This window comes from Brevundimonas sp. NPDC055311, from assembly GCF_053645695.1.
Window position 1 is genome coordinate 287553 of sequence record NZ_JBSHMV010000001.1, and the last position, 14896, is coordinate 302448.

15 protein-coding genes are annotated in these 14896 nt (G+C 67.4%); all 15 read right to left on the reverse strand.

The genetic code is table 11. The features are described 5' to 3' along the window. Positions 1-49: 49 nt before the first annotated feature. Positions 50-1216 (reverse strand): lipid-A-disaccharide synthase, encoded by a 1167-nt coding sequence (gene lpxB, locus ACWIDZ_RS01370; protein WP_453988527.1) that lies wholly within the window; start codon positions 1214-1216, stop codon positions 50-52. After that, on the reverse strand, positions 1213-2052 hold the full coding sequence (lpxI, locus tag ACWIDZ_RS01375) for a UDP-2,3-diacylglucosamine diphosphatase (protein WP_453988526.1): 840 nt from the start codon (positions 2050-2052) through the stop codon (positions 1213-1215). Before lpxI ends, lpxB begins: the two co-directional genes overlap by 4 nt. Further along, positions 2049-2837: an acyl-ACP--UDP-N-acetylglucosamine O-acyltransferase gene (gene lpxA, locus ACWIDZ_RS01380; protein ID WP_453988525.1), complete on the reverse strand. Its 789-nt coding sequence runs from the start codon at positions 2835-2837 to the stop codon at positions 2049-2051. Before lpxA ends, lpxI begins: the two co-directional genes overlap by 4 nt. Beyond that, the gene (gene fabZ / locus ACWIDZ_RS01385) at positions 2834-3298 is read right to left on the reverse strand and encodes a 3-hydroxyacyl-ACP dehydratase FabZ (protein ID WP_046653574.1); all 465 of its coding nucleotides are present in this window, start codon (positions 3296-3298) and stop codon (positions 2834-2836) included. The genes lpxA and fabZ overlap by 4 nt, the downstream gene beginning before the upstream one ends. Continuing rightward, a complete protein-coding gene (gene lpxD, locus ACWIDZ_RS01390; protein WP_453988524.1) occupies positions 3295-4314 on the reverse strand; it encodes a UDP-3-O-(3-hydroxymyristoyl)glucosamine N-acyltransferase in 1020 nt (339 codons plus the stop codon). The genes fabZ and lpxD overlap by 4 nt, the downstream gene beginning before the upstream one ends. A gap of 8 nt (positions 4315-4322) precedes the next feature. Further along, a complete protein-coding gene (locus ACWIDZ_RS01395) occupies positions 4323-4907 on the reverse strand; it encodes an OmpH family outer membrane protein (RefSeq protein ID WP_453988523.1) in 585 nt (194 codons plus the stop codon). Positions 4908-4941: 34 nt separating this feature from the next. After that, positions 4942-7350, reverse strand: coding sequence for an outer membrane protein assembly factor BamA (gene bamA / locus ACWIDZ_RS01400; protein ID WP_453988522.1), 2409 nt, complete (start codon positions 7348-7350; stop codon positions 4942-4944). Between the two features lie 53 nt (positions 7351-7403). Further along, a complete protein-coding gene (locus ACWIDZ_RS01405) occupies positions 7404-8621 on the reverse strand; it encodes a M50 family metallopeptidase (RefSeq protein ID WP_453988521.1) in 1218 nt (405 codons plus the stop codon). Positions 8622-8636: 15 nt separating this feature from the next. After that, on the reverse strand, positions 8637-9833 hold the full coding sequence (gene dxr / locus ACWIDZ_RS01410; protein WP_453988520.1) for a 1-deoxy-D-xylulose-5-phosphate reductoisomerase: 1197 nt from the start codon (positions 9831-9833) through the stop codon (positions 8637-8639). Next, positions 9830-10648, reverse strand: coding sequence for a phosphatidate cytidylyltransferase (locus ACWIDZ_RS01415; protein ID WP_453988519.1), 819 nt, complete (start codon positions 10646-10648; stop codon positions 9830-9832). Before ACWIDZ_RS01415 ends, dxr begins: the two co-directional genes overlap by 4 nt. 1 nt (position 10649) lies before the next feature. Further along, on the reverse strand, positions 10650-11408 hold the full coding sequence (gene uppS / locus ACWIDZ_RS01420) for a polyprenyl diphosphate synthase (RefSeq protein WP_453988518.1): 759 nt from the start codon (positions 11406-11408) through the stop codon (positions 10650-10652). Between the two features lie 34 nt (positions 11409-11442). Continuing rightward, entirely contained in the window at positions 11443-12009 is a 567-nt protein-coding gene (gene frr / locus ACWIDZ_RS01425; protein ID WP_409450024.1) for a ribosome recycling factor, read from the reverse strand. Positions 12010-12040: 31 nt separating this feature from the next. Next, positions 12041-12778, reverse strand: a complete 738-nt coding sequence (gene pyrH, locus ACWIDZ_RS01430) for a UMP kinase (protein WP_312218653.1) — start codon at positions 12776-12778, stop codon at positions 12041-12043. 138 nt (positions 12779-12916) lie between these two features. Beyond that, entirely contained in the window at positions 12917-13855 is a 939-nt protein-coding gene (gene tsf / locus ACWIDZ_RS01435) for a translation elongation factor Ts (RefSeq protein ID WP_291774580.1), read from the reverse strand. Positions 13856-13957: 102 nt separating this feature from the next. After that, positions 13958-14806 carry a 30S ribosomal protein S2 gene (rpsB, locus tag ACWIDZ_RS01440; RefSeq protein ID WP_291774577.1) on the reverse strand — a complete coding sequence of 283 codons (849 nt, stop codon included), beginning with the start codon at positions 14804-14806 and terminating at the stop codon, positions 13958-13960. Between the last annotated feature and the right edge of the window lie 90 nt (positions 14807-14896).

Below are 14896 nucleotides of genomic sequence, written 5' to 3' on the forward strand. Positions count from 1 at the left end.
CAAAGCACTGGGTCCCGGCCTCCGCCGGGATGAACGGAAGTAGGGGTGCCTACCCCGCCTTCGCCGCAATCACCCGCAGCACGGCGTCCGCCGCCAGTTCCGACGGGTCCGGCCCGCCGCGTCCCATCAGGTCCAGCGCCCCGGTCTGACGACGCGCCTGATCGGCCGCCGCCTCGGGATCGGTCAGCAGCCGCCCCACCGCCTTGGCCAGGGCCTGCGGCGTCGCTTCGTGCTGGATGAACTCCGGCGCGATGGCCTCGTCGGCGGCGATGTTGAACAGGGTGATGTGCTTGGCCGTCACCAGTCGCTTCATCAGGACGTAGCTCAGCCCGTCGATCTTATAGGCGATGACCATCGGCGCCCCCGCCAGCGCCAGTTCGGTCGAAACCGTGCCGCTGGTGGCCAGGGCGGCGTTTGCGGCCTTCATCGCGTCGTACTTGTCGGCCTCCTGCACCACATGGGCGCGGAACGGCCAGGCGGCGACCCGGCCCGCCACATCGGCGGCGACAGTGCCTGCCGCGACGACCGCGACCTCCAGCCCCGGAATCTGCGCCTTCAACTGCTTCACCGCCTGCTCATAGACAGGCGTCATGCGCGTGATCTCGCTAGGGCGGCTGCCCGGCAGGACCAGCAGCAGCGGCGCATCCGCCGCAATGCCTCGCGCCGCGCGGAAGCGGGCGCCGTCGGCCCCCGCCATATCGACGTGCAGCGCCTGCGAACCCACAACCGTCGTCGGCAGGCCCGCCTTCTCGAACCACGGCGCATCCAGCGCATAGAGGGCCAGCAGATGATCCACCGCCCCCGCCAGCGTCTTGGCGCGGCCCGGCCGCGAGGCCCAGACCTGCGGTCCGACGTATTTGATCAGCGGCGTCTTCGGCGAGGCCGCGCGGATCGCCTGGGCCACGCGGATGGTGAAGCCCCAGCTGTCGATCAACACCACGGCGTCCGGCTTCTCCGCCGCCGCCAGGGCCGCCGTCTCGGCCACCCGCTTCTTGACCCGGCCATAGGCCTTCAGCCCCTCGATCCAGCCCAGGATCGACAGTTCGGCGATGTCGAAAGGGCTGGCGACTCCCTCGGCCGCCATCTTGGGGCCGCCGACGCCCACGAAGACCACGTCCTTGCCCAGCCGCGCCTTAAGCGACCGGGCCAGCCCGGCGCCCAGCGCATCGCCCGACGCCTCGGCCGCCACCAGCATGACCTTCAACGGACGGCTCATCTCTCGACTCCCCAGACGAACAGGCCCAGACGGTCGGCCGCCTCGACCAGACCTTCGTGGTCGATGACGATCAGCCGTCCCTCGAACCCGCCGATCCCGGCCAGGCCCGCAGCGGCGGCCAGTTCGACCGTTGTCGGTCCGATAACGGGCATGTCGACGCGCAGATCCTGAATCGGCTTGGGGGCCTTGCCCAGAGCGCCGCGCGCAAAGCCGGGCGAGCCGCGCAGGTCGGCAGGCAGGCCAGCCACGCGCCGCAGCATCTCGTCCGTGCCTTCCTGCGCCTCGACCGCCAGCACCAGTCCGTCGCAGACGACCGCGCCCTGACCAATGTCCAGTTCACCTGATTTTTCAGCGACGTGCAGCGCCTTCTTAAGGTCCGCCAGTTGCTCCGCCGTCGGCGCCACGCGGCCCAGCGCGCCCGCAGTCAGCATCTCGCCGCCCAGAATGTCGTCCGCACCTTCGACGGCGAAGCCTTCGTCCTCGAACACCGAAAGGATCTTGCGCAACAGGGCGTCGTCGCCCTTCGACGCCGCCGCGATGATGCCGGGCAGCAGGGATGCGCCCTTCAGATCGGGCTTCAGCGTCTTGAAGTCCGGCCGATTGACGTAGCCCGCCAGACAGACCGCGCGGCAGCCCTCGGCGCGCATGGCCTTCACGATCTTACCGATCTCGGCCATGCCGAAGTCCTGTCCCGGCCAGCGATGCAGGTGGGCGTCGGCGAAGCCCTTCAGACGGATGATGAATACCTCGCGCCCCTCGGCCTCGCAGCGCTGGGCGACGCGGATGGGCAGATCGCCCGACCCCGCAATCAGGGCCAGCTTGGGCGCGGTCGTCATTCAGCGCCCGGCAGGCACAGCGGGCGCTTGCCGCCTTCATGGATGAAGCCGGTGATCTCCATGATCTCCGGCAGGTCGGCATAGGCCTGTTCGACCCGGTCCAGACGCTCGGCGAAGACGCCGTCGCCCTCGAACAGGTCGCGATAGGCGGCCAGCAGGCGGCGAACCGCATCCTTGCCGTAGCCCTTGCGCTTCAAGCCGATCAGATTGAGGCCGTGCAGGCTGGCGTGATTGCCCCAGACCGAGCCGTAGGGAATCACGTCGCGCGTCACGGCGGCCAGCCCGCCGACGATGGCGCCCTGCCCCACCCGGCCGTTCTGGTGCACGGCGCACAGGCCGCCCAGAAACACCCTGTCGCCGACATGGACATGTCCGCCCAGCGTGGCGTTGTTGGCCATGGTGACGCTGTCGCCGACCACGCAGTCGTGGCCGACGTGGGCGCCGGTCATGAACAGGTTGTTCGAGCCGACGCGGGTGACGCCCGATCCCTGCGGCGTGCCCCGGTTGAAGGTGCAGTGCTCGCGGATCAGGTTGTTCTCGCCGATCTCCAGCCGCACCAGCTCGCCCCTGTAGCCGCCGTGTTGCGGATCGCCGCCGATGACGGCGAAGGGATGGATCGTGGTGTTCGCGCCGACGCTCACATCCTGTTGGATCACCACATGGCTGACCAGACGCACGCCGGAGGCCAGCGCAACGCCCGGCCCCACGGTGCAGAACGGGCCGATCTCGACCCCGTCCGCCACGGTCGCCGAGGCGTCGACGACGGCGGTCGGGTGGATGGTCACTGGGCGGGCTCCGCCACGGTCACGACCATGGCCATGAATTCGGCCTCGGCCGCCAGCTTGCCGTCGATGAAGGTCTCGCCGCGGAACTTGTAGGCGTCGCCGCGCGCCTTGATGACCTTGACCTCCATGCGCAGTTGGTCGCCCGGGCGCGCGGGCTTGCGGAAGCGCACGCCGTCGATCGACATGAACATGATGACCTTGTCGGCCACAGCGACGTCCAGCGACTTGGACATCAGCAGGGCGCCCGTCTGGGCCATGGCCTCGACGATCAGCACGCCTGGCATGACCGGGTCGATCGGGAAGTGGCCGGGGAAGAAGGGCTCGTTGTGGGTGACGTTCTTGATGCCGACGATCGAGGTCGCCGCCACGAAGTCCTGCGCCTTATCGACCAGCAGGAAGGGATAGCGGTGCGGCAGGCGACGCATCACCTCGGCGTAGTCGATGTTGTTGTCTTCGCTCATTCTTTCGATTCCTTCGCGCCCTTCTTCTGGGACGCCTGTTTGGACAGCCAGACCGTCTCGCGCAAGAACTGGCGGATGGGCTTGGCGGGATAGCCGGACCAGGTCTCGCCCGGCGGAATGTCGGCCAGAACGCCGCCTCCGGCCGCGACGCGCGCGCCCTCGCCGATGGTGATGTGGTCGCCCACGCCCGCCCGGCCGCCGAAGATGCAGTTGTCGCCGCTGGTCACCGAACCCGAGATGCCGGTGTGCGCCGCCATCAGGTTGTTGCGGCCGATAACGCAGTTGTGGCCGATCATGACCAGATTATCGATCTTGGTGTTCTCGCCGATGACGGTGTCGTCATAGGCGCCTCGGTCGATGCAGGAGTTGGCCCCGACCGTCACCCCGTCCTGCAGGATGACGCGGCCGAGCTGGGGGATGTCCACCGGTCCGGCCTTCGATCCGGCGGCGCCGAACCCCGCCTCGCCGATCCGCGCGCCAGCCAACAGCTTCACCCGGTCGCCCAGCAGGGCGAAGCCCACGGTGACGCCGGAGCTGATCAGGCAGTCGCGGCCGATCTGGACGCCGGGCCCGATGACGGTGTTGGCGCCGATGCGGCTGCCGCGTCCGATGCGGACGCCCTCGCCCAGGATGACGCCAGGCTCGACCACCACGGTGTCGTCCTCAGCGGCCTCGGCGGCGGTGATGGCGCGATCAAGACGGATCGGCCGGTGCAGCAGGGCCGACGCCCGCGCCCAGGCGGCCTGAGCCTCGTTTGATACGATGACGGCGGCGTCAGCCGGCGCCGCATCGAGCGCCGACGGCGGCACGATCACGCATCCCGCTTTCGTCTGCGCCAGGGCGGCGGCGAACTTGCGGTCGCCCAGAAACGCAATCGCGCCCCGGTCCGCACTGGACAGGGGCGCGACGGCCGAGATGACGACCTCGCCGCCCCGAACCGCCTCCCCGCCGATGTGCTCGGCGAGGGCGGCGACCGTCAGGGACGACAGGGTCTGGAAGAACCTCGGATCGGGCATGGCCCGCCTTAGGATTGCGGCTGGGCCGGAACCGGCATGCGGTTGAAGCTCAGGGTCGGCAGTTGGGCGTTCAGGCGCTGGATGACGGTGTCGGTCACATCCATGGCGGGGTTCATGATGAAGACGCTCTCGCGGTCGATCATGATGCCGCAGCCCTTCTCCTGATAGATGGCGACCAGCAGGGGCTCGATGGCCTCCGAGATCTTGCGGCGCTGTTCCGCCAGGGTGTAGCGCAACTCGTTGTCGCGCGTGCCTTCCAGTTGCTGGGCTTCCTGGATGCGGGTCTGCAGGGCCTGACGGCGCTGGTTCATCTGGTCGGCCGGGATTGTGGCCTGGCCCTGCTGCAGGGCTTGGGCCTCGGTCTGGATGGCGGTGGCGTAGGGCTGGAGTTCGCCCTGAACTTCCTGCGCCAGTTGCTCCATGCGGGTCTGGACGGCCTGACCGGCGGTCGATTGAGCCAGAACGCGCTGGTTGAAATAGACGCAGACGCCGGGGATGGCCGGGCCGGGGTTGGCCGGGCCTTGCGATTGGGCCAGGGCGGCCGAAGCGGTCAGCGAAGCGAGGGCGAAGACGCCGATAGCGATGAGTTTCATAATCTAGGCCTTGGTGGCGGCGGTCAGACCGCGGTTAGAATTGGGTGGAAGTCGAGAAGCGGAAGGTCTCGGTCTTGTCGTAGTCTTCGCGATTCAGAACCTTGGACAGGTCGAAACGGATCGGCCCCATCGGCGAACGCCAGTGGATGCTCACGCCCGCCGCAGCCCGCAACGCCAGATCATCGACGATGTTGGGGTTACGCAGCCCCGTCGCCGGGTCGACCAGATAGCGATCGTCCAGCTTGCCGATGGTGCCGAAGTCCGCGAACAGCGAGGTCTTGATGCCGTACTCGTCGGGCAGATAGTTCGGCACCGTCAGTTCAACCGTGCCGATGGCGTAGAAGTTGCCGCCCAGGGCGTCGGTCGTGGTCAGGTCGCGCGCGCCCATGCCCGCCGTCTCAAAGCCGCGGAAGGTGTTGCCGCCCTTGAAGAAGCGGTCGTTGATGCGGATCGGGTCGCCGTTCCAGCCGCTGACATAGCCGGTCTGGCCCTGAACGCTGACCACCCAGTTAGGGCGGATGCCATAGTACCAGGAGGCGTCGGCCTCGGTCTTGATGTAGTTCACGTCGCCGCCGATGCCGGCGAAGTCCTGACGCAGCGACGCGGTCCAGCCGCGCGTCGGCCGCACCGGGTCGTTCAGGCGGTTCACCAGCAGGGTGTAGCCCGCCGAGGAGTTGATGTAGGAGCCCGCCTGGTCGCACAGCGCCGACGAGCCGGCGCCCACGCCGCCGCAATAGCCGAACGGAATGACGACTTCGTCGCTCTTCAGGAAGTAGCGGGTGCTGAAGGAGGCGTAGCCGTTCAGCGGATAGGTGATGCGCACCCCGCCCCCGGTCGAACGATAGTCATACGACGAGTATTTGCTCAGGTCGTAGCGCATGTGGAACAGGTCGAAGCCCGCCCGCACATCGCGTCCCAGGAACTTCGGCTCGGTGAAGCGGAAGTCGATCTGCTGACGCAGCGAGCCCCACTCGGCGCGCGCCACGACGTTCTGGCCGCGACCGCGGAAGTTGCGCTCGGTGATGCCCAGGTTCAGCACGAAGGAGTCGACCGAGCTGAAGCCCGCCCCGACCGACAGTTCGCCGGTGGGCTGTTCTTCCACGGTGACGTTGACGACCGAACGGTCCGGCGCGCTGCCGCGCGTCTCCTCGATCTTGACGTCCTTGAAGAAACCCAGAGCGCGCAGGTTGTTGCGCGAACGCTCGACCAGGGAGCGGTTGAAGGCGTCGCCCTCGCCCACCATCAGCTCGCGGCGGATGACCGTGTCCAGGGTGCGGGTGTTGCCGACCACATTGATGCGGTCGATGTAGACGCGCTGACCTTCGCGAACGTTGAAGGTGACGTTGACGGTGTCGGTCTCGGGATCGGCGCGATAGGTCGGGTTGATCTCGACGAAGGCGTAGCCGGCCGAACCGGCGGCGAAGGTCAGGGTGTCGACCGCCGCCTGGATACGGTCGCTCTCGTAGAGGTCGCCCGAGCGGATCGGCAGCAGCATCTGCAGGAAGTCGGCGTTCAGACGATCGTTCTCGGTGACGACCTTGATCTCGCCGAAGTTGTAGCGATCGCCCTCATCCACCGTGACGGTCAGGCCGAAGGCGCTGTTGTCCGGCTTCAGCTCGGCCACGGAAGACAGGATGCGGAAGTCGTAATAACCGCGGTTGGTGTAGAATTTCCGCAGCTGCTCGCGATCGTAGTCGATTCGGTTCGGATCGTAGTTGTCGTTCGAGCTGAACAGACGCCACCAGGCCGACTGCTTGGTGACCATGACCTGACGCAGGTCGCTGTCCGAAAACGCGGTGTTGCCCAGGAAGGTGACGGCGGCGATGCCGGTTTCAGGCCCTTCATCGATCTCGAACACCACGTCGACGCGGTTCTGCTCCAGCTGGACCAGCTTGGGCGTCACCGTCGCCGAGATGCGGCCGGACAGACGATAAAGCTCGACGATCTTGCCGACGTCTTCCTGAACTCGCGCGCGAGTGTAGATGCCGCGCGGGCGGATGGTCACTTCATCGCGCAGCTTCTTCTCGGCCAGGGCCTTGTTACCCTCGAAGGTCACCTGATTGATGATCGGGTTCTCGGCGATCTCAACGATCAGGTCGCCATTGGCCTGAAGGCCGATCTGCACATCCGCGAACAGGCCCGTGCGCGACAGGGTGCGAACCGCCACATCGATGGTCACGGCGTCGATGGTGTCGCCAGGCTGGATCGGCAGATAGGACAGCACCGTCGTCTGATCGATGCGCTGATTGCCCCGCACCAGAATGCGGTTGACCAAGGCGCGCTCGGCTTCCGGCTGCGCCATCTGCACCTGCGGCGTCTGGGCGGCGGCGGCCGTCGGCGCAGGAGCCGTCTCGGCCTGGGCCAGGGCCGGTTGCGCCAGTCCGGCGGCGAAGGTCAGGGCCAGGGCGCTGACCCCGAGAATGCGGCCAGGAGTCTGGGTCATGAGGCGACTGTCGTTTTGATTCATGCGGGATACCATCGGGGGCTGGCGTCGGCTCACGAGACGAGCCCGCCGAGGAATTTGAAGAGATTGAGCTTCTGCAGATCGTTCCAGGTCGCGAACAACATCAAACCCGCCAGCAAAGCAAGACCGACCCGATATCCCGCTTCCTGAACACGGGCAGCCATCGGGCGGCGCGCCACGGCTTCATAAGCGTAGAACAGCAGGTGCCCCCCATCCAGAACGGGAATAGGCATCAGATTTAAAAAGCCGATTCCGACCGAAAGTATGGCCGCGAAGCTGGTCAGCGTCAGCAACAGATTGCGAACAATGGCCCAGGGCTCGGGATTGGCCGCCACGGCGGCGTTGGTCAGAGCGCCCGAAGCCTTGGCGATGCCCAGCGGGCCGCTGAACTGGTCGCCCGACTCACGCCCCGTGAAGATGCGGCCGATATAGGTCAGGGTCGTGTTCAGGATGGCGCCTGTCTCGCGCACCCCCTGCCCCACGGCTGCGACGGGACCGTAGCGGACGTGGCGGATTTCATCGCGGTTCGAGCCCAGGGCCAGACCGATGCGGCCGACGCTGACCCGACCGGCGATGCGATCCGTCTCGACCCGGCGTTCCGGCGTGGCCGTCAGTTGCACAGCCCGGTCCCCGCGCTCCACGGTGAAGCGCACCGGATCGCCGCTGCTCAGGGCCACGACGCGCGTCACCTCGCCGCCGTCGGAGATCAGCTTGCCGTTCACATGGGTGATCAGATCGCCCGGCAGGAAGCCCGCCTGCGCCGCCGGCGACTGAGGCTGGACCTCCATCACCCGCGCAGGCCTGAGTTCGACGCCCACCAGGCTGAACAGCAGGGTGAAGATGAAGATGGCCAGGACGAAGTTGGCGAACGGCCCGCCCGCCACGACCAGGGCGCGCTGCCACAAAGGCTTGAAATAGAGGTAGTCACGCTCCGCGCCCGATCCATGCTCGGCCGTCACGGCCTTTCGCAACGCTTCCAGTCCCGCGCGATCCGGAACGCCGGTCGCATCCAGATCGCCGGAAAACTTCACATAGCCGCCCAGCGGCAGCCAGCCGAGCCGCCACTCGACGCCATGTTTGTCGGTCCGGCGGAAGATCGCGCGCCCGAAACCGATGGAGAAGCGGTCCATCTTCACCCCGAAGGCGCGCGCCGTCAGGAAGTGGCCCAGCTCATGCACCGTCACGACAAGCGTCAGCACGAGCAGGAACGGCACGACATAGGTCAGAACCTGGCTGATCACGCCTATCATGCCGTTCGTATCTCCTCAGGCCGCGATGTTCAGCGATGCGATGACGTCGCCCGCGATCCGTCGCGCCTCCGCATCGACCGCCAGGGCCGCGTCGCAGGCATCGTCGGAACCGCAAGACACGCCCGCGCCCGTCGCCTTCTCAAGGGTGTCGGCGACGACTGCGGCAATATTGAGAAAGCCCAGCCGCCGGTCAAGGAAAGCCAAAGCCGCCACCTCATTGGCCGCGTTGAACACGATGGGGGCCGAACCGCCCGCCGCCAGGGCCTCGCGCGCCAGGCGCAGGGCCGGAAACCGCGTCTCGTCCGGGGCCTCGAAGGTCAGCCGCCCCAGGGCCGCCAGGTCCAGCCTGGGCGCCGGCCAGGCCAGACGGTCCGGCCAGGACAGGGCGCAGGCGATCGGCGTCCGCATGTCCGGCGCGCCCATCTGGGCCAGGGTCGAACCATCCACATATTCCACAAGGCTGTGGATGATCGATTCCGGGTGGACGACCACATCGACCCGGTCTTCCGGCATGTCGAACAGATAGGCGGCCTCGATCAGCTCCAACCCCTTGTTGGCCATGGTGGCGCTGTCGACCGAGATCTTGGCGCCCATGCTCCAGTTCGGATGGGCCACAGCCTGTTCCGGCGTGATCCGCGTCATGGCCGCGCGCGGCAGGGTGCGGAACGGCCCCCCAGAAGCGGTCAGAACCAGCTTGGACACCCGCTCCGGCGCCTCGGCCGGAAACACCTGGAAAATGGCCGAATGCTCGGAATCCACTGGAATCAGCCGCCCGCCGCTGCGCCTGACCCGCTCGATCAGCGCCGGACCGCAGCAGACCAGGCTTTCCTTGTTCGCCAGAGCCAGGGTCGCGCCCGTCCCCGCCGCCGCCCAGGCCGAGCGCAGGCCCGCCGCGCCGACGATGGAGGCCATGATCCAGTCGGCAGGCCGCACGGCCGCCTCGACGATGGCGTCCGGCCCAGCCGCCGCCTCGACCCCGGTTCCCGCCAGGGCGTCGCGCAGTTCGTTCAAGCGCGCCGGATCGGCCGTCACGGCGATGCGCGGCCGCCACCGGCCCGCCTGTTCGGCCAGACGGGCGATGTTGGCGCCGCCGGTCAGGGCCTCGACCTCGAACGCGGCCGAGCCCGCGCCTTGCGCCTGCTCCATCAGGTCCAGGGTCGACGAGCCGACCGATCCGGTAGACCCCAGAACAGTGACGCGCCGCGCGATCATGCCGCCCGCTCCAGCATCAGGACGATCAGACGCCCCGCCGCCACCACGACCACGGCGAACATCAGGCCATCAACGCGGTCCAGCAGACCGCCGTGGCCCGGAATCAGATTGCCCGCGTCCTTGACCCCGAAACGCCGCTTGAGCGCCGATTCCCACAGGTCGCCGCCCATGGTGGCCAGGGCCGCCGCCAGACCCAGCACCCCGCCCCAGAAGGCGTTGAGCAGGCCCATGTCCAGCCAGCCCGCCATGGCGGCGCCGGCGATCATCCCGGCGGTCAGCCCGCCGATGAAGCCCGACCAGGTTTTGTTCGGCGAAAAGCGCGGCCACAGCTTGGGCCCGCCGACGAAGCTGCCGACCAGATAGGCCAGGATGTCGGCCGACCAGGCCACGGCGAAGACCAGCACCGTCCAGTACAGCCCCTGCACCTCGTGCAGGTCGCGCAGCCAGATCAGCAGGATGCAGGGCCAGCCGAGGTAGAGCACCCCATAGGCCGTATCCAGCAGGGACTCGCCGCGCGTGCGGGCGAACAGGCCGGCCGCTAGGGCGCCGAACACCATCAGCACCAGGGCCAGGGAAATCTGCCCGACATGGGCCGCGATCACCGCCACGACCAGGGCCAGGGCTACGCTGACCCCGATCGGGCGCCAGAGGTCCGGCGCGCACATCCGCGCCCACTCGAAGGCCAGCAGCACCGCCCCCGCGACCACCAGGGCGCAGAACCAGTCGCCGCCCGCCCAGGTCGCCAGGACCGCCGCCGGCGCCAGCACGACCGCCGAGGCGGCGCGCAGAGCAATATCCCGAGGCTTCAACGCCATATCAGCCCGCCGCCTCGCCATAGGCCGCGTCCATGACCTCGCGTCCGCCGTAGCGACGCTCGCGGCAGCCGAACTGGGCGACGGCCTCGGCCAGGGCTTCGGCTCCATAGTCGGGCCACAGGATCTCCTGGAACACCATCTCGGCGTAGGCGGCTTCCCACAGCAGGAAGTTGGACAGACGCTGCTCGCCCGACGTCCGCACGATCAGATCGACCGGCGGCGCGCCAGCGGTCGACAGGCCGGCGCCCAGCGCCTCTTCGTCCACGACCACCTCCTCGCCCGCACGGGCGCGATCGACCAGCCGCTGAGCGGCGTCGACCAGATCCGCCCGCCCGCCGTAGTTGAAGGCCACCTGCAGCAGGAATTTCTCATTGTGCGCCGTCTGGGCCTCGGCTCGCGCGACGATGGCGGCGATATCGTCCGGCAGGCCCTTGCGACGGCCCAGCACCTTCACCCGCACGCCTGCGGCGTCCAGCCGGTTCAGGTCGCTGCCGACAAAGGCGCGGACCAGGCCCATCAGGTCGGACACCTCGTCGGCCGGGCGGCTCCAGTTCTCGGTCGAGAAGCCGAACACCGTCAGGCATCGCACGCCCAGCTCCGGTGCCGCCTTGATCGTGCGGCGCAGGGCCTGGACCCCCTCGCGGTGGCCCACGGCGCGCGGAAGGCCCCGCCGCTGCGCCCAGCGGCCGTTGCCGTCCATGATCAGGGCGACGTGACGAGGCCCCTTTGCAGGCGCCGTGGCGACGGGCTCGGCCGACATATGGGACCTTCCTTGGACAGGTCTGACGACGTCGTCAGACCTGCATGATCTCGACTTCCTTGGTCTTCAAGGTCTCGTCGATGCGCTTGATGGCGGCGTCGGTGTCCTTCTGGACCTCGGCTTCCATCTTCTTCTGTTCATCCTGGCTGATCTCGCCGGCCTTTTCAGCCTTCTTCAGCTCGTCGTTGGCGTCGCGGCGCACGTTGCGCACGGCGATCTTCTTGTCCTCGGCGTATTTGCCGGCCAGCTTGACCAGATCCTTGCGGCGCTCCTCGGTCAGCGGCGGGATCGGAATGCGCAGGGTCTGGCCGTCCACGACGGGATTCAAGCCCAGGCCGGCGGCGCGGATCGCCTTCTCGACCGAGACCACCATTCCCTTGTCCCAGACGCTGACCGAGATCATGCGCGGCTCGGGCACGCTGATGGCCGCCACGGCCGTCAGAGGCGAGGTCGCGCCATAGGCTTCGACCACGACCGGCTCCAGCAGTCCGGCGTTGGCGCGCCCCGTGCGCAGGCCGGCGTAGTCATCCTTCAGCGCGGCGACCGACTTGTCCATTCGGTCGCGGAACGTCTTGAGATCGGGTTTGGCCATGGCGAATATCCTTGGTCCTGTCGTTGAATGGCGAAGCCGCTCAGGCGGGCTTGTTGGTGATGACGGTGAAAGTGCCCTGCCCCGTCAAGGTCTTGTGCAGCGAGCCTTCCTCACGAATCGAGAAGACCACGATCGGAATGCCGCTGTCTCGCATCAGGGCGATGGCCGAGGCGTCCATGACGCGCAGGTCCTTGGCCAGAACATCCTGATAGGTCAGCGTGTCATAGCGGGTGGCCGTCGGGTCCTTCTTCGGATCGGCGGTATAGACGCCGTCGACGCTCGTGCCCTTCAGCAGGGCGTCGCAGCCCATTTCAGCGGCGCGCAGAGCGGCGCCGGAGTCCGTGGTGAAGAAGGGGGCGCCCACGCCCGCAGCGAAGATCACCACACGGCCCTTTTCCAGGTGACGCAGGGCGCGGCGGCGGATGTAGGGTTCGGCGATCGCGGCCATCGGAATGGCGCTCTGGACCCGCGTGTCGACGCCGATCTTCTCCAGCGCGCCCTGCATGGCCAGCGCGTTCATAATGGTGGCCAGCATGCCCATGTAGTCGGCGTTGGCGCGGTCCATGCCCTCGGCGGCCTTGGACAGGCCCCGGAAGATGTTGCCCCCGCCGATGACCAGGCAGATCTCGACGCCCTGGCGCGCCACGGCGGCGACCGCGGCGGCGACCACGTCCACGGTCTTCATGTCGATGCCGTAGGGCTGATCGCCCATCAGCACCTCGCCCGAGACCTTCAGCAGGACGCGCTTGTAACGAAACTCGGAGGGGGCGTCGGGCATGGTCAGGGGTCCGTGGATACAGGGAGTTGGCATCCGCGCGAGGTGAATCGGCGGCTCATCATAGACGAAGGGCGCGTCAGCCTTCAAAGCCGAACGCGCCCTTTTGAAATTTCTTCCCTTTCGGGAAGAGGTTTCGAGTTAGTTGCCGCCCGTCATCGAGGCGACTTCCGACGCGAAGTCGGGGGATTCGACCTTCTCGACGCCTTCACCCAGCGCCATGCGGACGAAGCCCGCCAGCTTCAGCTCAGAGCCCAGCTCCTTGCCGGTGTTGGCGACCAGCTGTTCGATGGTCACGTCCGGGTCCATGACGAACGGCTGCTTGGTCAGCACCACGTCCTTCTGGAACTTGGCGATCTGGCCCGAGACGATCTTCTCGATCATGTTTTCCGGGCGGCCTTCTTCCTTGGCCTTCTCGATCAGGACAGCGCGTTCCTTCTCGATCGCGGCCGGATCCAGATCCGAGGTGTCCAGCGCCAGCGGAGCCGTGGCCGCCACGTGCATGGCGATCTTGCGGCCCACTTCGCGCAGAGCCTCCTTGTCGCCCGCGCCTTCCAGGGCGACCAGCACGCCGATGCGGCCGACGCCCGGCGACACGGCATTGTGGACGTAGGTCGAAACCACGCCTTCACCGACCGACAGGCGAGCCGCGCGACGCAGCTGCATGTTCTCGCCGATGGTGGCGATCAGGTTGGTGACTTCGTCCTGAACCGTCTTGCCGTTTTCCAGGGTCGCGCCGTGAATGGCGTCGACGCCCTCGTGGTGCAGGCCCAGTTGAGCGAATTCCTTCGCCGCCGACTGGAACAGGTCGTTGCGGGCGACGAAGTCGGTTTCGGCGTTGAACTCGATGGCCGAGGCAACTTCGCCCTTGCCGTCTTCGCGCACGGCGACGGCCACCAGGCCCTCGGCGGCGACGCGGTCGGCCTTCTTGGCGGCCTTGGACAGGCCCTTGGCGCGCAGCCAGTCGATGGCCGCTTCGATGTCGCCGTTGTTCTCAACCAGCGCCTTCTTGCAGTCCATCATGCCGACGCCCGAACGCTCGCGAAGCTCCTTCACGAGGGCGGCAGTGATCTCGGCCATGTCTTTCTCCTGAAATTCAAAATGGGCGGCCGGACTGTTTAGCCCGGCCGCATGTCAAGTTGACGTCGGTCCGGCGCGCGGCGGCGCCGGAACGCTTCGTCCTTAGCCTTCGACCTTCTCGGCCTCGGCGGCGACCAGCTCTTCAGCCGCGCCTTCGGCGCCGGCCGGAGCGGCTTCAGCCTCGGCTTCAACCACGACGGCTTCGCGCAGGGCCGGCTCGACCGGAGCTTCCGAAGCGCCCAGGTCGATGCCCTGAGCGGCGGCGCCGGCGGCCAGGCCGTCCAGGACGGCGTCGGCGATCAGGTCGCAGTAGGTCTGGATGGCGCGGGCGGCGTCATCGTTGCCCGGCACCGGATAGGTGATGCCGTCCGGATCCGAGTTGGTGTCCAGGATGGCGATGATCGGGATGTTCAGCTTGCGAGCTTCCTGGATCGCGATCGCTTCCTTGTTGGTGTCGATCACGAACATGATGTCCGGCACCGAACCCATGTCCTTGATGCCGCCCAGCGACAGTTCCAGACGGTCCTTCTCGCGCTGCAGGGTCAGCAGCTCTTTCTTGTTGCGGCCTTCGCCGCCGCCTTCAACGATGCCTTCCAGTTCGCGCAGGCGCTGGATCGAATTGGAGACGGTGCGCCAGTTGGTCAGGGTGCCGCCCAGCCAGCGGTTGTTCATGTAGTACTGGGCGCAGCGCGTGGCGGCTTGCGCGACCGGATCGGCGGCCTGACGCTTGGTGCCGACGAACAGCACGCGGCCGCCCTTGGCGGCCACGTCGCGCACGGCGACCAGGGCCTGGTGCAGCAGCGGCATCGTCTGCGACAGGTCGATGATGTGGATGTTCGAGCGCGAGCCGAAGATGTAGCGGTCCATCTTCGGGTTCCAGCGGTGCGTCTGGTGGCCGAAATGAGCGCCGGCTTCCAGCAGCGTACGCATCGAGAATTCAGGCAGAGCCATGATCGTGTTTTCCTTTTTCCGATCAAACCTAGCGCGGGCGGTTAAAAGGATCGGCTGATCCCTCGGAACGGTGCAGGCCGGGATGTCTCC

Bases quoted from the DNA above. Each gene is read 5' to 3' on its own strand.
- lpxD (WP_453988524.1), bottom strand. From the start codon at position 4,314: ATGCCCGATCCGAGGTTCTTCCAGACCCTGTCGTCCCTGACGGTCGCC.
- bamA (WP_453988522.1), bottom strand. From the start codon at position 7,350: ATGACCCAGACTCCTGGCCGCATTCTCGGGGTCAGCGCCCTGGCCCTG.
- lpxI (WP_453988526.1), bottom strand. From the start codon at position 2,052: ATGACGACCGCGCCCAAGCTGGCCCTGATTGCGGGGTCGGGCGATCTG.
- fabZ (WP_046653574.1), bottom strand. From the start codon at position 3,298: ATGAGCGAAGACAACAACATCGACTACGCCGAGGTGATGCGTCGCCTG.
- rpsB (WP_291774577.1), bottom strand. From the start codon at position 14,806: ATGGCTCTGCCTGAATTCTCGATGCGTACGCTGCTGGAAGCCGGCGCT.
- ACWIDZ_RS01395 (WP_453988523.1), bottom strand. From the start codon at position 4,907: ATGAAACTCATCGCTATCGGCGTCTTCGCCCTCGCTTCGCTGACCGCT.
- pyrH (WP_312218653.1), bottom strand. From the start codon at position 12,778: ATGCCCGACGCCCCCTCCGAGTTTCGTTACAAGCGCGTCCTGCTGAAG.
- uppS (WP_453988518.1), bottom strand. From the start codon at position 11,408: ATGTCGGCCGAGCCCGTCGCCACGGCGCCTGCAAAGGGGCCTCGTCAC.
- ACWIDZ_RS01405 (WP_453988521.1), bottom strand. From the start codon at position 8,621: ATGATAGGCGTGATCAGCCAGGTTCTGACCTATGTCGTGCCGTTCCTG.
- lpxB (WP_453988527.1), bottom strand. From the start codon at position 1,216: ATGAGCCGTCCGTTGAAGGTCATGCTGGTGGCGGCCGAGGCGTCGGGC.
- tsf (WP_291774580.1), bottom strand. From the start codon at position 13,855: ATGGCCGAGATCACTGCCGCCCTCGTGAAGGAGCTTCGCGAGCGTTCG.
- dxr (WP_453988520.1), bottom strand. From the start codon at position 9,833: ATGATCGCGCGGCGCGTCACTGTTCTGGGGTCTACCGGATCGGTCGGC.
- ACWIDZ_RS01415 (WP_453988519.1), bottom strand. From the start codon at position 10,648: ATGGCGTTGAAGCCTCGGGATATTGCTCTGCGCGCCGCCTCGGCGGTC.